The 16964-nt window shown below is 68.2% G+C and carries 14 protein-coding genes; 5 read left to right on the top strand and 9 right to left on the bottom strand.

Annotated features, from left to right (window positions below; genetic code table 11):
- Position 1: 1 nt before the first annotated feature.
- The 4 genes from CVV72_RS40690 (at position 2) to CVV72_RS40675 (ending at position 5471) form a co-directional block, all read left to right on the top strand.
- Positions 2–889 (top strand): phytanoyl-CoA dioxygenase family protein, encoded by an 888-nt coding sequence (locus CVV72_RS40690; RefSeq protein ID WP_219150070.1) that lies wholly within the window; start codon positions 2–4, stop codon positions 887–889.
- A 199-nt stretch (positions 890–1088) separates the two neighbouring features.
- Positions 1089–2522: a tryptophan 7-halogenase gene (locus CVV72_RS40685; protein ID WP_219150069.1), complete on the top strand. Its 1434-nt coding sequence runs from the start codon at positions 1089–1091 to the stop codon at positions 2520–2522.
- A gap of 52 nt (positions 2523–2574) precedes the next feature.
- Positions 2575–3930, top strand: a complete 1356-nt coding sequence (locus CVV72_RS40680) for a condensation domain-containing protein (RefSeq protein WP_219150068.1) — start codon at positions 2575–2577, stop codon at positions 3928–3930.
- Positions 3927–5471: a 4-hydroxyphenylacetate 3-hydroxylase family protein gene (locus CVV72_RS40675; RefSeq protein ID WP_219150067.1), complete on the top strand. Its 1545-nt coding sequence runs from the start codon at positions 3927–3929 to the stop codon at positions 5469–5471. Before CVV72_RS40680 ends, CVV72_RS40675 begins: the two co-directional genes overlap by 4 nt.
- 364 nt (positions 5472–5835) lie before the next feature.
- Here CVV72_RS40675 and CVV72_RS40670 read toward each other — a convergent pair whose 3' ends face one another.
- The 8 genes from CVV72_RS40670 to CVV72_RS40635 form a co-directional block, all read right to left on the bottom strand.
- Complete coding sequence (locus tag CVV72_RS40670) at positions 5836–6852, bottom strand: methyltransferase (RefSeq protein WP_255632421.1); 1017 nt, start codon at positions 6850–6852, stop codon at positions 5836–5838.
- Positions 6845–8083: a hypothetical protein gene (locus tag CVV72_RS40665; RefSeq protein ID WP_219150066.1), complete on the bottom strand. Its 1239-nt coding sequence runs from the start codon at positions 8081–8083 to the stop codon at positions 6845–6847. Before CVV72_RS40665 ends, CVV72_RS40670 begins: the two co-directional genes overlap by 8 nt.
- A gap of 55 nt (positions 8084–8138) precedes the next feature.
- A complete protein-coding gene (locus CVV72_RS40660) occupies positions 8139–9005 on the bottom strand; it encodes a tryptophan 2,3-dioxygenase (protein ID WP_091599181.1) in 867 nt (288 codons plus the stop codon).
- Complete coding sequence (locus CVV72_RS40655; RefSeq protein WP_219150065.1) at positions 8983–10092, bottom strand: serine hydrolase domain-containing protein; 1110 nt, start codon at positions 10090–10092, stop codon at positions 8983–8985. Before CVV72_RS40655 ends, CVV72_RS40660 begins: the two co-directional genes overlap by 23 nt.
- Before the next feature lie 132 nt (positions 10093–10224).
- The gene (locus CVV72_RS40650; RefSeq protein WP_219150064.1) at positions 10225–11442 is read right to left on the bottom strand and encodes an acyltransferase; all 1218 of its coding nucleotides are present in this window, start codon (positions 11440–11442) and stop codon (positions 10225–10227) included.
- A gap of 83 nt (positions 11443–11525) precedes the next feature.
- Positions 11526–12437 (bottom strand): arylamine N-acetyltransferase, encoded by a 912-nt coding sequence (locus CVV72_RS40645; RefSeq protein ID WP_219150063.1) that lies wholly within the window; start codon positions 12435–12437, stop codon positions 11526–11528.
- Positions 12430–13950: a benzoate-CoA ligase family protein gene (locus tag CVV72_RS40640; protein ID WP_255632420.1), complete on the bottom strand. Its 1521-nt coding sequence runs from the start codon at positions 13948–13950 to the stop codon at positions 12430–12432. The genes CVV72_RS40645 and CVV72_RS40640 overlap by 8 nt, the downstream gene beginning before the upstream one ends.
- 81 nt (positions 13951–14031) lie before the next feature.
- Positions 14032–15171, bottom strand: a complete 1140-nt coding sequence (locus tag CVV72_RS40635) for an epoxide hydrolase family protein (RefSeq protein ID WP_255632419.1) — start codon at positions 15169–15171, stop codon at positions 14032–14034.
- A gap of 190 nt (positions 15172–15361) precedes the next feature.
- Between CVV72_RS40635 and CVV72_RS40630 the strand changes: the two genes are divergently transcribed.
- Positions 15362–16345 carry an SMI1/KNR4 family protein gene (locus tag CVV72_RS40630; RefSeq protein ID WP_219150060.1) on the top strand — a complete coding sequence of 328 codons (984 nt, stop codon included), beginning with the start codon at positions 15362–15364 and terminating at the stop codon, positions 16343–16345.
- Positions 16346–16419: 74 nt separating this feature from the next.
- Here CVV72_RS40630 and CVV72_RS40625 read toward each other — a convergent pair whose 3' ends face one another.
- Positions 16420–16764 (bottom strand): oxidoreductase, encoded by a 345-nt coding sequence (locus CVV72_RS40625; RefSeq protein ID WP_191257430.1) that lies wholly within the window; start codon positions 16762–16764, stop codon positions 16420–16422.
- Positions 16765–16964 lie beyond the last annotated feature (200 nt).

The raw sequence follows: 16964 nt of genomic DNA, 5'->3' as shown, positions 1-16964 counted from the left end.
CATGGCTGAGCTGCAGCACGTGGGTCCGGACGCGGATCTCGATCACGTCACCGAGATCATGGAACGCGACGGCGCGATCATCATCGAGAACTTCGCGGATTCCGAGACACTGGCGGGATTGTGGGAGGACCTCGGCCCCGATCTGCAGGACTCGGACTACTGCGAGGTCGGCTACGACGGCCACCGCACGCGCCGTATCTCCTCGCTGTTCGCGCGCACCACGCGGCTGACGCCGATCGTGACCCAGCCGCTCTACCTCGGCGCGTCCCGCCGCCTGATCCAGAAGCCCGTGCCGATCTGGATCGGCCGGTCGCAGATCGAGATGACGCCGAGCATCCAGATCAGCGCCAGCCAGGCGATCCAGATCGACCCCGGCCAGGGCAAGCAGCCGCTGCACCGCGAGGACACCCTGTACCTGCGCCCGCATCCCGGCCCGGTGATCCGGATGCAGCTCATGCTCGCGATGAGCGACTTCACCGCGGAGAACGGCGCCACGCTGGTCATCCCGGGCAGCCACCTCTGGGACGACACCCGCGCCCCGCGCTACGCCGAGTGCGTGCCCGCCGCGATGCCCGCGGGATCGGGCCTGATCTTCCAGGGCGGCACCTACCACAGCGGTGGCCGCAACGACACCGACAAGCCGCGCACCGGGCTGACGCTTTCGCTGGACCTCGGCAGCCTGCGGCAGGAGGAGAACCAGTATCTCGCGGTGCCGAAGGAAAAGGTGCTGGCGTACCCGGAAGAGGTGCGGCGGCTGCTGGGTTACGACCGGTGCGCACCGGGCGTCGGCTGGTTCGAACTGCAGGACCCGCACATGGTCCTCGAACACGACGACATCGACGCCGCCCGCGCCGCCGCCGACCAACTCGGCCTCAACGCCGCGGCCTGAGTCACCGTGGTCGTGAGTGGTAAGTGTCGTTAGAACGACACTTACTACTCACGACCACCTGGACCCTGCGCAAGACCGGCGGCCGTGTCGTTCGACTTTCCTCCCAACGCAATCGGCAATCAGGAAGTCGTGATCCGGGCTGACCGCCAGCGACGATGGTGGTCAGGCCGTCCCCTGAACGGAAAGAGGTGGAGAACCGGTGAGTTCGCCGCAGTACGACGTCATCGTGGTTGGAGGAGGGCCGGCCGGTTCGACCGTGTCCACCCTCGTGAGCAAGGCCGGACACCGGGTTCTCCTGCTGGAGAAGGAAAAGTTCCCCCGCTACCAGATCGGCGAGTCGCTGCTGCCCGCGACGGTCCACGGCGTGATCCCGATTCTCGGCGTCGAGAAGGAAGTCGCCGAAGCCGGTTTCACCGTCAAACGCGGTGGCACGTTCAAATGGGGCAAGCGCCCGGAGCCGTGGACCTTCGAGTTCGCGGTCTCCAGCAAGATGCCCGGCCCGACGTCGTTCGCGTATCAGGTCGAGCGGATGAAGTTCGACGACATCCTGCTGCGCAACGCGCGCAAGCACGGTGTCGAGGTCCGCGAGGAAAGCTCCGTGGTCAAGGCGATCACCGACGAGACCGGCCGGGTCCACGGCGTCCACTACAAGGATTCCGACGGCAAGGTGCACGAGGTGTTCGCGCGCTACGTCGTCGACTCCTCGGGCAACACGAGCCGTCTTTTCAAGGCCTCCGGGGCGGAACGCCACTACTCGCCGTTCTTCCGGAACCTCGCGCTCTTCACCTATTTCGAGGGCGCCGGGCGGCTTCCGGCGCCGAACGCGGGCAACATCTTCAGCGTCGCCTTCGAGCACGGCTGGTTCTGGTTCATCCCGCTGAGCCCGGACCTGACCAGCGTCGGCGCCGTGGTCCACCAGGACTCCGCCGAACTGGTGCAGGGCGACCCCGACGAGGCGATGCGGCGGTTCATCGACGCCTGCCCGCGGATCAAGGACATCCTCGGCGACGCCAAGCGGATCACCGAGGGACCGTACGGTTCGTACCGCGTCCGCAAGGACTGGTCGTACTGCAACTCCCGCTTCTCCGGCCCGGGCATGGTGCTGGTCGGCGACTCGGCGTGCTTCGTCGACCCCGTGTTCTCCTCCGGCGTGCACCTGGCCACCTACGGCGGTCTGCTCGCGGCCCGGTCGATCAACGGCTGCCTCGCCGGAACGGTCGACGAGGACGCGGCCTTCGCCGAGTTCGAAAAGCGATACCGGCGCGAGTACGGCCTTTTCCACGAGTTCCTCATCGGGTTCTACGACATGAACAAGTCCGAGGACTCCTACTTCTGGCAGGCGCGCAAGGTCTCCGAAAGCGCTTCGAACGACGTCGAGGCCTTCGTGGAACTGGTGGGCGGCGTCGCTTCGAACGATCTCCGGCTCACCGCCGACGACCTCGCCGCGACCGTCGAATCGGTGGAGCACAAGCCCGGCGGGGCCGCGAACGGAACGGTCCTCACCCGGATGCTCAAAGCGGGCGCCGGCCTGCAGGGCAGGGCTTTGCTCGGTTCCAGGTCCGGCGAAGGCGCGGCGCTCGAACCCGGTGGCCTCCGTGCCTCGGACGACGGGCTGAGCTGGGTCCGTTCCTGACGTCCGGAAAAAGCATTCTCATCCACCGCGGCCGCCAAGGAAAGGTGCAGCCATGTCCGTCACGGACGCTCCCACGGACCGAATTCCGCTCACCGCAGCCCAGGAATTCCTGCGCATGTTCGACGCGGGTCCCACCGACGGACCGTTCGGCCCGCTCTACCACGTCGTCGGCGCGTGGCAGGTCGAGGGAAGTCTCGACCTCGACCTGCTGCGCCGGGCGCTGTACGACGTCGTCGCCCGGCACGAGGCGCTGCGCACGGTGGTCGTCCGTGATCAGGATCCACCGCACCAGTCGATCCAGCCGCCGACGCAACCCCGCCTCACGGTGCGTGAGCTTTCGCCCACCGGGGACCGGCAGCGGCAGATCGAAGAACTGCTCAACGAGGTCGAGGCCGAGGGCAACGACGTCAACGAACTCCCGTTGGTCCAAGCGGTCCTCGGCCGGTTCGGCGAGCACGACTCGGTCCTGATGCTCAACGCGCACCACACCGCGGCCGACGCGTGGGCGATGGACCGGATCGCGGGCGACATCGGCGCCTGCTACCGGGACCGGAGCGCGGGCAAACTGCCCGAGCTGCCGGAAACCCTGCAGTATCAGGACTACGCGCGCTGGGAAAGCGAGCACCTGGCGAGCCCGGCGGCGGACAAGGCGCGCGCCTACTGGCGCAGGACGCTGGACGGCGCCGGGGTCACCACGCTGCCCACCGACCTGCCGAGGTCGAGCGGGATCCCGAAAGAGACGGCGTGGCACCGGTTCCGGATCGACGCCGATCTCGTCGCCGCGACCACGGAGCTGGCGAGCAAGACGAAGTCGTCGCCGTTCATGGTCCTGTTCACCGCGCACCAGCTCCTGCTCCGGAAGCTGACCGGGGTGACCGACGTGGTCACCCCGACCTTCACGCCGGGCCGCGGGCACAGCAGGTTCCGCGACACCGTCGGCTCGTTCGTCAACTTCATGCCGCTGCGCACGGATCTGCGGGACTGCGCCACGGTCGGCGACGCGATCGCGCTGACCCGGCGGGTCTGCGTCGAGGCGTACTCGCACGACATCCCGTTCATGCACCTGATGGCGGAGGCACCGCAGCTGATGGTGCCGGCGATGGACGAGCACCGTCAGGTCGGCGCGTTCCAGGCGCTTCGGTCGCCGCACATGATGAAAGCGGTCGAGGTGGGCGACCTCAAGTTCACGAAGCTGTGGCGCCGCGAGTTGTCGCAGCCGGCGGGCTCCGACGTCCCGGACGGCATCCTCTGGACGCTGCACCTCGGCCCCGGCACGGACGCGGTCGGCAGTCTCGGGTTCAACACCAACCGGTTCACCGCGGACACGATGTCGGATCTGCTGGCCGACTACCTGACCGTGCTGCGCAAGGTCGTCACGAACCCCGACGCGACGCTGGGTTCGCTGTGACCGCGCCCGGCACGCGGCCCTTCACCGGGGACGAGTACATCCAGAGCCTCCAGGACGGCCGGGAGATCTACCTCTACGGCGAGCGGGTCAAGGACGTGACGGCCCATCCCGCGTTCCACAATCCCGTGCGGATGATCGCCCGGCTCTACGATTCCTTGCACGCGCCGGAAACGCACGACGTGCTGACCCGGCCGACCGACTCCGGCGACGGCTACACGCACCGGTTCTTCACCACGCCGCACAGTGCCGAAGACCTCGTCGCCGATCAGCAGGCGATCGCGACCTGGGCCAGGGCGTCCTACGGGTGGATGGGCCGCAGCCCCGACTTCAAGGCCTCGTTCCTGGGCACGCTCGGCGCCAACGCCGACTTCTACGAACCCTTCGCCGACAACGCGCGCCGGTGGTACCGGGAATCGCAGGAGAAGGTGCTCTACTGGAACCACGCGCTGGTGCACCCGCCCGTCGACCGGGACCGCCCGCCGGACGAGGTCGCCGACGTCTTCGTCCATGTCGAGAAGGAGACCGACGCCGGCGTCGTGGTCAGCGGCGCCAAGGTGGTCGCGACCGGGTCCGCGCTCACCCACTACAACTTCCTCGCGCACGTGGGCCTGCCGATCAAGGACCGCAAGTTCGCCATCATGGCCACCGTGCCGATGAACGCGCCCGGCCTGAAGCTGGTCTGCCGTCCTTCCTACAGCGCGTCGGCCGCGGTGATGGGCAGCCCGTTCGACTACCCGCTCTCGTCGCGGATGGACGAGAACGACACGCTCATGGTGCTGGACAAGGTGCTCATCCCCTGGGAGAACGTCTTCGTCCACGGCCACCTCGGCAAGGTCCAGGTGTTCTCCAGCCAGTCGGGGTTCATGGAGCGCGCCGCGTTCCACGGCTGCACCCGGTTCGCGGTCAAACTCGACTTCATCGTCGGGCTGCTGATCAAGGCCCTCGAACTGACCGGCACGCTGAACTTCCGCGGCGTGCAGACCCGCGTGGGCGAGGTTCTGGCCTGGCGCAACCTTTTCTGGGGACTCTCCGACGCGGCCGCGCGCAATCCGGTGCCGTGGAAGAACGGCGCGGTGCTGCCCAACCCCCAGTACGGCCAGGCCTACCGGTGGTTCATGCAGCTCGCGTATCCGAAGATCAAGGAGATCATCCAGCAGGACGTCGCGAGCGGGCTGATCTACGTCAACTCCACCACGGACGATTTCCGCAATCCCGAGATCCGGCCGTACCTCGACAAGTACCTCCGCGGCTCGCACGGCGCCGACGCGGAGGAACGTGTCAAGGTGATGAAACTGCTTTGGGACGCCGTCGGGACCGAATTCGGCGGCAGGCACGAACTGTACGAACGCAACTACTCGGGCAACCACGAGTCGGTCCGGCTCGAGCTGCTCGCCGGCCAGCGCGCGGGCGGGCAACTCGACGAATACCGCGAGTTCGCCGAGAAGTGTCTCGGTGAGTACGACCTGAACGGCTGGACGGTGCCGGACCTCTCGTCCTTCGACGACCTGGCCCGGCTGCGCTCCACGATGTTCAACGGCTGACCCCGCCGCACCGATCCCTCCCCCGATCCCCTCCGGCTCCCCTTCGCCGGAGGGGATCTTTCCTGTCCGCCCCATCACGCGAGTCGTCCGTTCAAGCACGCGAGTCGGCCACCTGATCACGCGTGCCGGCCGAGCCGAACTCGTGACTCACGTGATCAGAGACGTAACTCGCGTGCTTGAACGGCGAACTCGCGTGATCAGACGGCCGACTCGAGAGTTCCGCGCCTGATCACGCAAGTTACGTCTCCCATCACGCGAGTTACGGCCCTGATCACGCGAGTTCGCCCCTCGGCACCACCTCTGAGTACGTGAAGGCCCCCTTCACTGCGCCTGGCGCAGTGAAGGGGGCCTTCACGTACTCAGATCACTCGGCCGAGGCGGCCACCAGCAGCGAAGAACGCGGACCGCGGTGGACCTCCACCAGGTCGAAACCACCCTCGACGAGCAGGCCGCGCCATTCCGCTTCCCCGCGTTCGCGCCCGCCGAGCAGCACGAGCATGTGCAGGTCGAGCAGTTTCTCGGGATGGGGCCGGTCGTCGTCGGGAATGATCTGTTCCAGGATCAGCAGCCTGCCGTGCGGCGGGATCGCCTCCCGGATCCGGCGGAGGATCAGGACGGCGTCCTCGTCGCTCCAGTCGTGCAGGATCTGCGCCAGCAGGTAGACGTCGGCGCCGCCGGGGACCGCGGCGAAGAAGTCCCCGCCGACCACCTCGCAGCGATCGGCGACGCCGGCGCCGTGCGCGGTCAGGTCGGCGTGCTCGACGACGTGCGGCTGGTCGAACAGCCGCCCGGTCAGGTGACCGTGGCGCGCCAGCAGCGCGCCGAGCAGGGTGCCGTTGCCGCCGCCGACATCCACGACCGACGACGTACCGCTCCAATCCCACCAAGCGGAGCCCAGGAGCGGCTCCATCCGCTTCGCCACCAGACCTGCCTGCGCGGCATCGAAGTCGGCCGCCTGCGAAGGGTGCGCGGCCAGCCATTCGAACAGCGGCTTGCCGAACACGGCGTCGAACCCCGCTTGGCCGGTGCGGAGTGAATGCCCGGCGTCCTGCCAGGCCAGGTACGACTCCCCCCGCATCAGCGTGACCAGGTGCCGCAGCGAACCCGGTTGGTCGGATCGCAGGAGTTCGCCGCTCGCGGTCAACCCGAAGGTGCCACGCGGCTCTTCGACGAACAGGTCCTCGGCGACGAGGACGCGCAGGAAGCGGGTCAACGCGTCCGCGTCCACCCTGGCTTCGCCGGCGAGGGTTTCCACCTCGACCGGCCCTTCGGCGAGTAGGTCGACGACGCCGGCTTCGGTCACCGCGAAGATCGCCTGGGAGACGATGTATCCCATGATCTTCCGGCGCAGCGCGCGGTAGTCGTCCTCGTGCTCAGGCAATCCGGTCCCTCCAGTCGTCTTGCCGCGGATGCAGCACGGGGAACAGCGGACGAGCCGCCGCCTGCTCCAGATAGGCCGCACCGGCGGTGCCCCCGGTGCCCGGCACCCTCCCGATGACCTTGAGGGTGATGCCCCAGTGGGTGCGCTTCATCAACCGCCACGCCGAGTCGAGGCCGCGCATCGTCTCGGTGAGATAGCTCAGTGACGCCGGTCCCCCGGTGGCGAGCCGCGCTTCGTACACCTCTTGCAGCGACGGTCCGGGAAGCTCGCTTCCGTCCGACGGAGCGCTGTACTGCTCCACCAGCCGGAACGACCGGGACTGCACGGCGCTGCGGCCGTGTGTGTAGGCGCGGATGATCGCGAACGCGTCCGGCGGCATGGACGTGAGGATCCGGTACAGCATGCTCGTCGCGGTGATCCGCCTGGTCGCGTCCCGCAGTTCGTCCGACGCCGCGGCCGGACGGCCGGCGTCCAGCGCGGCGGTCGCCCGTCCGAGGCAGCGCGCCACCTGCCGGTAGACCACTTCGAACGATTGGATGCTGCGGATGAACATGACTTCGTCGTGCAGCCAGGTCGTCGGGAGCATCGCGAATTCGACCGCGTCCCGCATCGCGGGGGACGCCGCCGACCGCACGGCCCGGGACAGTTCGGCGCCGCGCGCCAGGAGATCGTCCCTGCCGAGATCGCGGATCGCGTTGTCCCCCAACGGATTCGCCGGAACCAGGCCGCGGGCTCGCGGGGCGAGCTCGTCGGCCCGCGCCAAGGCGCGCAGACACGCCTTGACGCGGACCTGCTGACGCAGCAGATCGGGTTCCTCGACGAGGGCCGACGTCTCGTAGCGCAGCAGATCGGCCAGGAGGACGACCTGCATGGCGTCGAGCGTGTCGTCGACGACCTCGCCGGAGCCGTACGAGTCGGCCAGCAGGTTCAGCAGCGAGACACCGGCGTAGGTGTCGTAGTCACCGTCCTCCTGGTCGACCGTGCTGGGCAGCCACTGCCGGAGAACCAGCGCGCGGACGTCGTCATGGCCCGCGGGCAGCACGTCGCGCGCCGCACGCAGGGTGGCGACGAGGCCGGGGTCCGCGTGATTGCGGCCCACCGCCTGGAAGTGCCCGAGGACCGGCCGGTAGGGGAAGGAAGCCGCGGACGCGCCACCCCGCCACCACCGGTGGAGGTGATTGAGCGCCTTGACCGGGGACCGGTGCCTCCCCGGGCGCCTGACGCCCCCCACCCCGACACCGTCCCTTATGGACGACGCATCCACCGCTTCCACCTGACGTCCTCTCCTAGTCCGCCGCCCACCCGGTGTCCCGCACGTGCCACAGCGCGGGAAAGGACGGCTTGAAAACGGATTCACGCAGGTACGCGGCACCGGTGGAGCCACCGGTGCCGGTCTGGTCCCCGATGACCCGCCTGGCGAGCACGGAGTGCCGGAACCGCCATTCCTGCAGCAGCTGGTCCAGATCCACGAATCGCTCGCAGATCTGTGCCGCCACCCCGTCGTCGCGATACGCGGCGCGCAGCGCCTTCTGGATCTCGGGACTGTCCGGAGCCACCCGCGCGCCCCGCGGCGCCGGGAGATAACCCGACGCCGCGAGGTAACGAAGGAGGGAATCGAACAACGCGGGCTCCCCGAGCCTGCCCTCGATCCGCTTGCGATCGGGGCTGCCCGGTGCGAACTGCTCGGCGGCGAACCGGTCGCTTCGGCCGAAGACGACCTCGATCTCCCGGAACTGCGCGGACTGGTGCCCGCTTCCACCGAGCAACTCACGGAACGCGTCGAACTGTTCCGGTGTGATCGACTCGAGTACGTCGATCTGGGTGATCAGGACCCGGATGATGGACCGGGTGCGCCTGAGCGCCCGGAGGGCGGGGCCGTCGGCCGCCGAGGCCAGGCTCCTCTGCGCGTTACCGAGCTCGTGCAGCAACTGCTTGAACCACAACTCGTGGATCTGATGGACGATCACGAAGAGAAGTTCGTCGTGCTGTTCGGTTTTCGGCCGCTGGATCGCGAGGAGCGTGTCCAGCGCCAGATAGGTGCTGTACGCGGTGTCGTGGGACCCCTCGGCGGTCGTCGCCTCGCCCGGAGTGGTGACGGCGACGTCTTCGGCGTCGCCGTCACCACGGGGTTCAGCTGACGTGCTCGCGGACAACTTCCGCAACCTTCTCGAAGAGGCTGTAGTCGCCCATCGTGATGCGGTTCTTGTTGACCGCGATGGCCGTGCCGGTCGCGATGTCGATCGAGGCGGCCGACCCGTTGAGACCACCCGCGCCGAACTCGCTCGGGGTCTCGGCGGCGTTCTTGAACGGCATGCCGAAGTCGTAGCCCAGCGTCTTGGTGGCGGGGAAGCCGAAGATCTGGTCTTCGTCCGTCGCCGCGGGCTTGGCGACCTCGTGGAGACGCTCGTCCGAGATGAGCCGGACGCCGTCGACCTCGCCCGCCAGCGCCGCGAACACGCGGGCGACGCCGCGCGCGGTCATGGTGCCACCACCGGGGACGTTCGCCTTGAGGTAACCGGGACGGTTGTAGATGTCGGCCTGCGGCGCCACGCCCAGCGGGACGGCCTTGAACAGCGGCATGTCGGCGGGCATGGAGGCGAGCGCCTCGGCCGCGCCTTCCACGTCCTCCAGCTTGGCCACGCGGCCCAGCTCCGACTCCGGCACACCGAAGAAGACCTCTTTCGAGATCCCGAGCGGGCCGGCGACGACCTCGTCCAGCACCTCGTCGATCGGCTTGCCGGTCTTGCGCCGCACGACCTCGCCGATGATGTAGCCGAAGCTGAGCGCGTGGTAACCGGTCTTGGTGCCCGGCGTCCACCACGGCTCGGAGTCGGCGATGAAGGAGCAGACCGCGTCCCAGTCGGCGAGGCCCTCGGGGGTGATGTCGCCCGGCATCTCCGGCAGCCCGATGGTGTGGGAGAGCGCCTGGCGCAGCGTCGCGTTCTCCTTGCCGTGCGCCGCGAACTCCGGCCACGACTTCGCGATCGGCTCGTCGTAGTCGAGGACGCCGCGCTCGGCGAGGACGTGGACGATCGTGGAGGTCAGGCCCTTGCCGGTGGAGGTGGCGAAGAACAGCGTGTCCGGCGTGACCGGCGTGTTCGACTCGGCGTCGGTCACGCCGGCCGCGGCGTCGACCACCAGCTTGCCGTTCTGGTAGACGGCCGCCTGCACGCCTCGCTCCGCGCCGGATGCCACGGCTTCGTCGAGTACCTGCTGGACTTTCGCCTGGATGTCACTCATCGGTTTCCTCTCTGAAGATTCCCGAAAATAGGAGTCCGAATCAGGACGACCTCATAGGCCGCCTCGAAGCGAACGATAGGGTCGCCCGATTCGGTGAAGCATCTCCTCGGTTGCTGCATTCCGATCCACGCCTCAGGCGGCACGGGTGTCCGGCTGCGGCTGCTGGTCACCGGTAACACTCAATGGGGTGACAGGCGCCTTGGCGCGACGGTGACGCAACCGCTGCGCCGGACGTTCGATCAGGTAATAGCTGAGCGTCGCGGCGACCACGGTGAAGCCGAGAACGAACGCGAGCATCGGCCAGAATCCGGTCGTACCGCGGAAAACGATGTCGTGCACGGCTTCGACACCGAAAATGCTGCCATTGGCGAACCAATATTCGACGATCACCACGTGCCAGAGGTAGATTCCGAACGAAATCTTGCCCGCGAACCGGATCGGCCGATTGGCCAGCACCCGCTCCTGGAACTTCGACGTGGCACCCGGCACCGAAAGCGGCAGCACGAGCAGCACCGCGAAGGCGAGGCCGAGGAAGAAGCCGAGGAACTCCTGCAGCATGGCGGGAACGTCACCCATACCGGGGATGCCGATGGGCTTCCAGGTGTAGACCGCGAACAGCGCCAGCGCGACGACCCAGAACAGGTTCGGCCGCTTGAGCACCATGCGATAGATCGCGGGCTTCCGCGGCGCGACCTCCGCGTAGGCCGCCAGCACCGCCAGCGCCATGCCGACCGCGAACACCGGGAAGAAGTAGATCGGCCAGAACCACAGCTGGGACGGCGCGGTGAAACCCGGGAAGTTGGTCAGCAGGATCCAGCCGAACCCGATCAGCGAGAATCCGGCGAGCGGGATCAGCATCCGGCGAGCGCGCTGCGCCGGCGTCGCACCGTTCCGCGCGAATCGGTGTGCCATCCACCCGAGAATCGGCATGAGCAGATAGAACGTGAATTCGGCGGGCACCGTCCAGGTGTGCTCGAGCCCGATGACCGGCTGACCTTCCCACCAGAAGAAGTGCAGCATCGTGAGCGGGCGCAGAATGTCACCGGCACTGTCGATCGCCGTGAAGTTGATCGTGAGCAGACCGACGATCACCAGGACCCAATACCCGGGAAGAATGCGCAGCGCCCGTCCCCAGAGAAAGGACTTCGTCGACGGCTTCTTCGTCCCGAGGACGGTGTTCCGCGCATGTGCACGGAAAAGAAACATGCCGGACATCACGAAGAACGGCGGCAAAAGGATCATCAGGCCGTCGATTAAGACACCCCAGAACGGGTGGCCGGGCTGATCGATGAAACTGGCTACTCCGGTCATGAAGGCGACGTGATAGAGCAGAATCCCGAGTGCGAGCACTCCGCGAAGTCCCTCTAATGTCCCGACACGCCCGGCCTTTCCACTGGACATGATTATGGCCCCTCTGCTGATCGGCCCGGTTATTACGCGATTAATCCTGTCCGAATCGCCGGTTTGGTGACGTCTTCTGGACTGCGCCCTTGGCGCCATACCCCATGCGCCGTGCGGACCCTGCGCCACAACCGCTCACGGTCCGCACCGGAAAGGTCACCGAGACCTATTCCGAAGAGGTCACCGAGCGCGTCGAACCATTCCTCGCGACGGGCCAGTTCGAGGGAACCGGCATCGGCGCCGGCCCCGATCCGGGAAAGCACGCAACCGCGGAGCGCGTCCGCCCCGGTCGCGTCCCGGCGATGCGCCGAGAACACCTGGACGAACCGGGAATTCGGCGCGGACGAGAGTTCGATGTGCCGGGCCGCGAAATCCGCGGGCACGGCGGGTTCCCTCAGGAAGTCCATCGCCACGAAGGCCCCCGCGGGGTCGTGGCCCAGCCGCCACCCGTCCGGGACCGCCGGCGACGGCCGGAGGTCGTAGGTGAACGGGCCCTGCCGGTACTCGCCGGCGACCAGCGGCAACGGTTCGTGGAGCGCGTCGCCGAGACCGACGTCGACCAGCCACTCCCCGCCCGGGTTGTCCTCGCTCGGCAGGTCGCGCACGGTCAGCGCGTGATGGTTGCCGAGCGCGGGCATGGGCAGGTCCTGGCGGATCAGGACGGCGCCGCGATGCCGCCGCACCCGGTACCCGAGTGCGTCCAGCAGCGCGCCGAACGCCCCGTTGAGCACCAGGCAGTACCCACCCCGGCCGAGCCGGACGATCCGGTCCGCGCTCGCCCGCGGATCGACCGAGGTGAGCCTGCCGAGGTGGATGTCGACCGTCTGATAGGCCACGCGCTCGACATGGGCGCGGTGCAGTGCCCGCAGTCCGTGCGGCGAAGGATGGCGCTCGTCGAGCACCCCGAGCCGGGCCAGGTAGCCGGCGACATCCACCTCAAACATCGTGAGGCTTCCTTTCCCCGCGCAGCGCGCGCCGGTCGAGCTTGCCCGAAGGTGTCTTCGGGATGACGTCGACGAACCGGAAGTCGTGCGGGCGCTTGTGCGGCGAAAGGTTCGCCTTGGCGAAGTCCCGCAGGTCTTCGGCTTCCAGCGGATCCGAGGTGATGACGTAGGCGCGCAGCTTCGTCAATCCCTCGTCCTCGTAGCCGACCACCGCGCAGGACACGACCGCCGGGTGCGCCTGCAGGGAGTTCTCGACCTCGGCGGGCGCGACCCATACGCCGCGGACCTTGAGCAGGTCGTCCGCGCGGCCCCGGTAGTAGAAGTAGCCTTCGGCGTCCCGCTCGAAGAGATCCCCGAACCGGATGGTGTTCTCCGCGACGAAGGTCTCCGCGGTCTTTTCCGGCGCACCACGGTATTCCCTCGCCGACGTCGGGCCGACGAGCTCCAGCCGCCCGATTTCGCCGTCCGGCACCGGCTGCCCGGAATCGTCGACCAGGGTGGCCTGGTACCCGGGCACGAGCCGCCCCAGGCTGCCGCTGCGGATCTGCCCCGGCTGGTTGGAAAGGTAGGCGTGGTACCCCTCCGCCGACCCCAGGCAGTCGATCACCTCGACCCCGAAGACCTCGTTCCACCGCCGGTGCAGGTCGGGCGGCAGTCCCTCACCCGCGGAAAGGCAGGCGCGCAGCGAGCTGAAGTCCTGCTTCGCCGCGTCGGGATGCGCGACCATCGCGCTCATCATCGTCGGCACGTTCACCAGGATCGTCGGCTTGTGCCGCGCGACCAGTTCGAAGATCTTCTCCACGGTGGTGCGCTCGTTGAAGATGATGCCCGTCGCGCCGACCCGGAACGGATAGAGCGCGACCATGTCCCGCGCGTAGCCGAAGAAAAGCTTGGGAACGGCGAGAACGACGTCGTTCGGGCCCAGGTCGAGCACGCCACGGGCGAACCAGTCGTAGTTGAGCAGCGGGCTCCGCGTCGGATGCGGGCATGCCTTCGGCGCGCCGGAACTGCCCGAGGTGAACTTCCAGATGGTCTCTTCGTCGCTGAGGGTCGCGACGGCCTCGAGCTCGGAGGGCCAGTCCGCGGTCATCTCGTCGAAGGCGCATTCGTCGTCACGCAGCTCCTCCGCGGCCACTCCGGCCACGAGGAGGTTCTTCGCCCCCGCCTCCCGCATTTTGTCCACTGTGGACGCGTCGGCCACCACGACGGCGGGCGACACGTAGTCCAGGTAATAGCGGAAGTCCTTCGGGTGCAGGAAACTGTAGATCTCCGCCGTCACGGCGCCGATCTTCTGCGCGGCGAACCAGCTGGCGACGAACTCGACGCCGTCGTTGAGCGCGAGCAGGACCCGGTCGCCCCGGCGGACCCCCATGTGCCGGAGCGCGTGCCCCACCTGATTCGTCACGGCCTTGAGCTCGCCGTAGAACACCGGTTCGCCGTCGTCGATCAAGGCGATCCGGTGATCCTCGGCGTGATCGAGGAAGTACTCGGTGACATTGAATCGTTCGGGCACGTCTTCGACACGTATCCGTTCGTACATAGTGTTTCCGCTCTCTCCCCTAGATATGGATCGGTCATTCCCAGGCCCCCCGGCCTAGTCCCCCAGCGAGATCACGAACTTCCGCACGTCCTCCACGAGAAGCCCGGGCTGCTCCAGCGCGGCGAAGTGGCCGCCCTGGTCGTATTCGGTCCACCGCGCCAAAGTCGGCAGGCTGAGCTCCGCGAACTTGCGGATCGGCCGGGTGGCGTCGGCGGGGAACACGGCGACCCCGACCGGCATCGTCAGCGGCCACGGCCCGCCCCACGTGCTGATGAACTGAGGGGTGAGATGCGTTGTCTCGTAATAGATCTGGGCGCTCGAACCGGCGGTACCGGTGAGCCAGTAGAGCATCACGTTGGTCAGCAGGTCGTCCCGGTCGAAGACCTCTTCGGGCACCGTCGTCGAGCCGCTCCACTCCTGGAACTTCTCCACGATCCAGGCCAGCTGCCCGACCGGCGAATCCGTCAGCGCGTAGGAAAGGGTCTGCGGCCGGGTGGACTGGATCTTCTGCCAGCCGATCCCGTCGTCGGCGAACCACTGACCGTGTTCCAGCCGCGCGAGATCCTCACTGTCCAGATCCGCCATCGCCGCGGGATCCGGCGGCGGGAACGTGACGAGCATGTTGAGGTGCACACCGGCGACGTGCTCGGGGTCGGCGAGCCCGACCTGCAACGAGATCACGCTCCCCCAGTCGCCGCCCTGCGCGACGTACCGGTCGTAGCCGAGCCGGCGCATCAGTTCCGCCCACGCGCGCGCGACCCGCGGCACGTCCCAGCCCTCCTGACCGGTGGGGCCGGAAAAGCCGAAGCCGGGAATGGTCGGGATCACCAGATGGAAGGCGGGATCCCCTTGGGTCAACGGTTCGACGATGCCGAGGAATTCCACAAAGGACCCGGGCCAGCCATGGGTGAGCAGCAGGGGCGTGGCGTCGGGCCGCGGCGAACGGATGTGGAGGAAGTGGACGTTCGCACCGTCGATCTCGGTGGTGAACTGGGGATGGCGGTTCAACCGCGCCTCGGCCGCCCGCCAGTCGTACCGGGTTCGCCAATATTCGGTGAGCTCCCGCAAATAGTCCAGTGGGACACCGCGTTCCCATCCGGAGACGGGGCCCGGATCCGGCCAGCGGACGTTGTCCAGCCGCCGGGCGAGGTCGTCGAGCTGGGACTGCGGAACATCGATACGGAAAGGACGCACGGCTCGTACCCGTCTGTCTGGGAGCTGGCCGGTGGGGAAGACGGCGCTCGGTTCGAGGTCTGCGGGAACGGGATTCCCTGTACTCACCATGATTCCGAGCGTCCGGCGGCCGTGCGTCTTCATTCCTGCCTTTCGGAGCGGGGGCCGTCCGCCGAATTCGTAGGCCGCTCGTTGTGGCAAGGTCGGTCCTGTGGACAAGGACGCGTACCTCGAAGGCGCGATCAGGGACGTGCTGAGCGGTGACGACGCGACGCTCGACGATCGGATCGCGCACGCGGCGCTGCTGTTCGCCGTTTCCGGGGCGATGGCGGAGGCCGACAGGCTGATCACGCATTGGCACGCGCTCACCGAACGCCCCGTCACCGCGCTCGTGCCCGGCGCGGTGCGGGCCCGCGCGTGGGCGATGCTCTTCGAGGCGCGAGGGACGCGGCCGGACTGGGCCGCGGCGCTGACTCCGCTCGATCTCGACGCCGAGGAACGCGCGCACGACGAGTACCTCGCCCGGCGGGCGTCCGATCTCGACGGTCTGCTCGGCGGCTCCCCGATCGGCGAGGCCGTCGCGCAGCTCGGGCCGTCGCGGCCGGACCGGTTGCGCGAAGCCGTCGCGCGAGGCGACCTGGGCGCCTGGGCGGAGATCGCGTCGCGCCAGGGCCGCCCCGACGTCGCCGTGCTCGCCGCGACACGACGGCTCGCAGCACGTCTGGTCGCGGGAGCCGACCCGCTCGGGCTCGGCGAGTGGCCGGAAGTCTGTGCCGGGGCGCTGGTCGCGGCGCTGTACGAACGCTACCCGCCGGACACCGGCTCCTGGCGCGAGCTGATCGCGGGCATCCTCCGGCTGCGCGGCGGCGGCACCGCTCCCCCGGCCGCGTCCCTTCGCACCATCGGCGCCGCCGAAGCGCGGCTAGGGCTCCGGCTGCCCGACGACTACCGCGAGTTCCTGCAGACCTGCGACGGCCTGCCCGCCGACGTCGTCTTCCCGCGGCTGCTCGGGACGGCGGAACTCCGCGCGGAAGGCGGCGTCGTCGTGATCGCGGACCCGGCCGTCGTGCTGCTGACGGCCGCGGGCGACGCGTGGCGGACGGTCGAGATCGACCCGGCGCTGGGCACGACGGTGCATCCGACGTTCCGGGCGCTGCTGGAGCGGCACCTACTCCTTCTGGCGCAATCCGCGTGAAAGTCCGTGAAGGCCTCCTTGAGGGACTCTGGGTCCCTCAAGGAGGCCTTCACGGACAGCACGCCGATCCCGCCTCAGGCTTCGCCGCGCTTCTTCCGCTCGGTGTACTCCCGCATCCGCTTCGGGTAGCCGACCCTCGCCACCTCGTACACGGGGATCGACCGTTTGTGACCGAACTGCTGCGCCGCGTCCAGGCTCTCGATCCGGCGCCGGGTCCACTCGCCGTCGTGGGCGATGAGGACGACAGTGGTCTCCGTGACGTTGGTCTTGGGCTCGACATAGGCTTCGACGCCGGTCCTCGAAGCGGCCCACTCTTCGAGATGCTTGAAGTCGTTTGAAGAGGCTTTTCGCAGCGTACCGGGCTTCTGCCCGCCTTTGGAGCGCCGGCGCAGCGAGTCGAACAGACCCACTCCGACCACCTCACTTCCCACTCTCGTCCAGTGTCCATTATCCCGACCCGCGTGTGTGCTCACCGTGGCGACCCGGGCGGGTCGTGTCCCGTGGGTCACAGGACGCGGCCTAGGTCGCAGGCTCTCCACACGTAGTGACAAGATGGCAAGTGTCCGCGCGCGCGTATACCGCGCGAAGCGGCGCCAGAGCACCACCCCTACCGCTTGCC

The organism is Amycolatopsis sp. TNS106 (genome assembly GCF_019330265.1).
GTDB lineage: Bacteria > Actinomycetota > Actinomycetes > Mycobacteriales > Pseudonocardiaceae > Amycolatopsis > Amycolatopsis lurida.
Note: the sequence above shows the minus strand (reverse complement) of the source record. Positions and strands in the feature narration are given on the sequence as shown.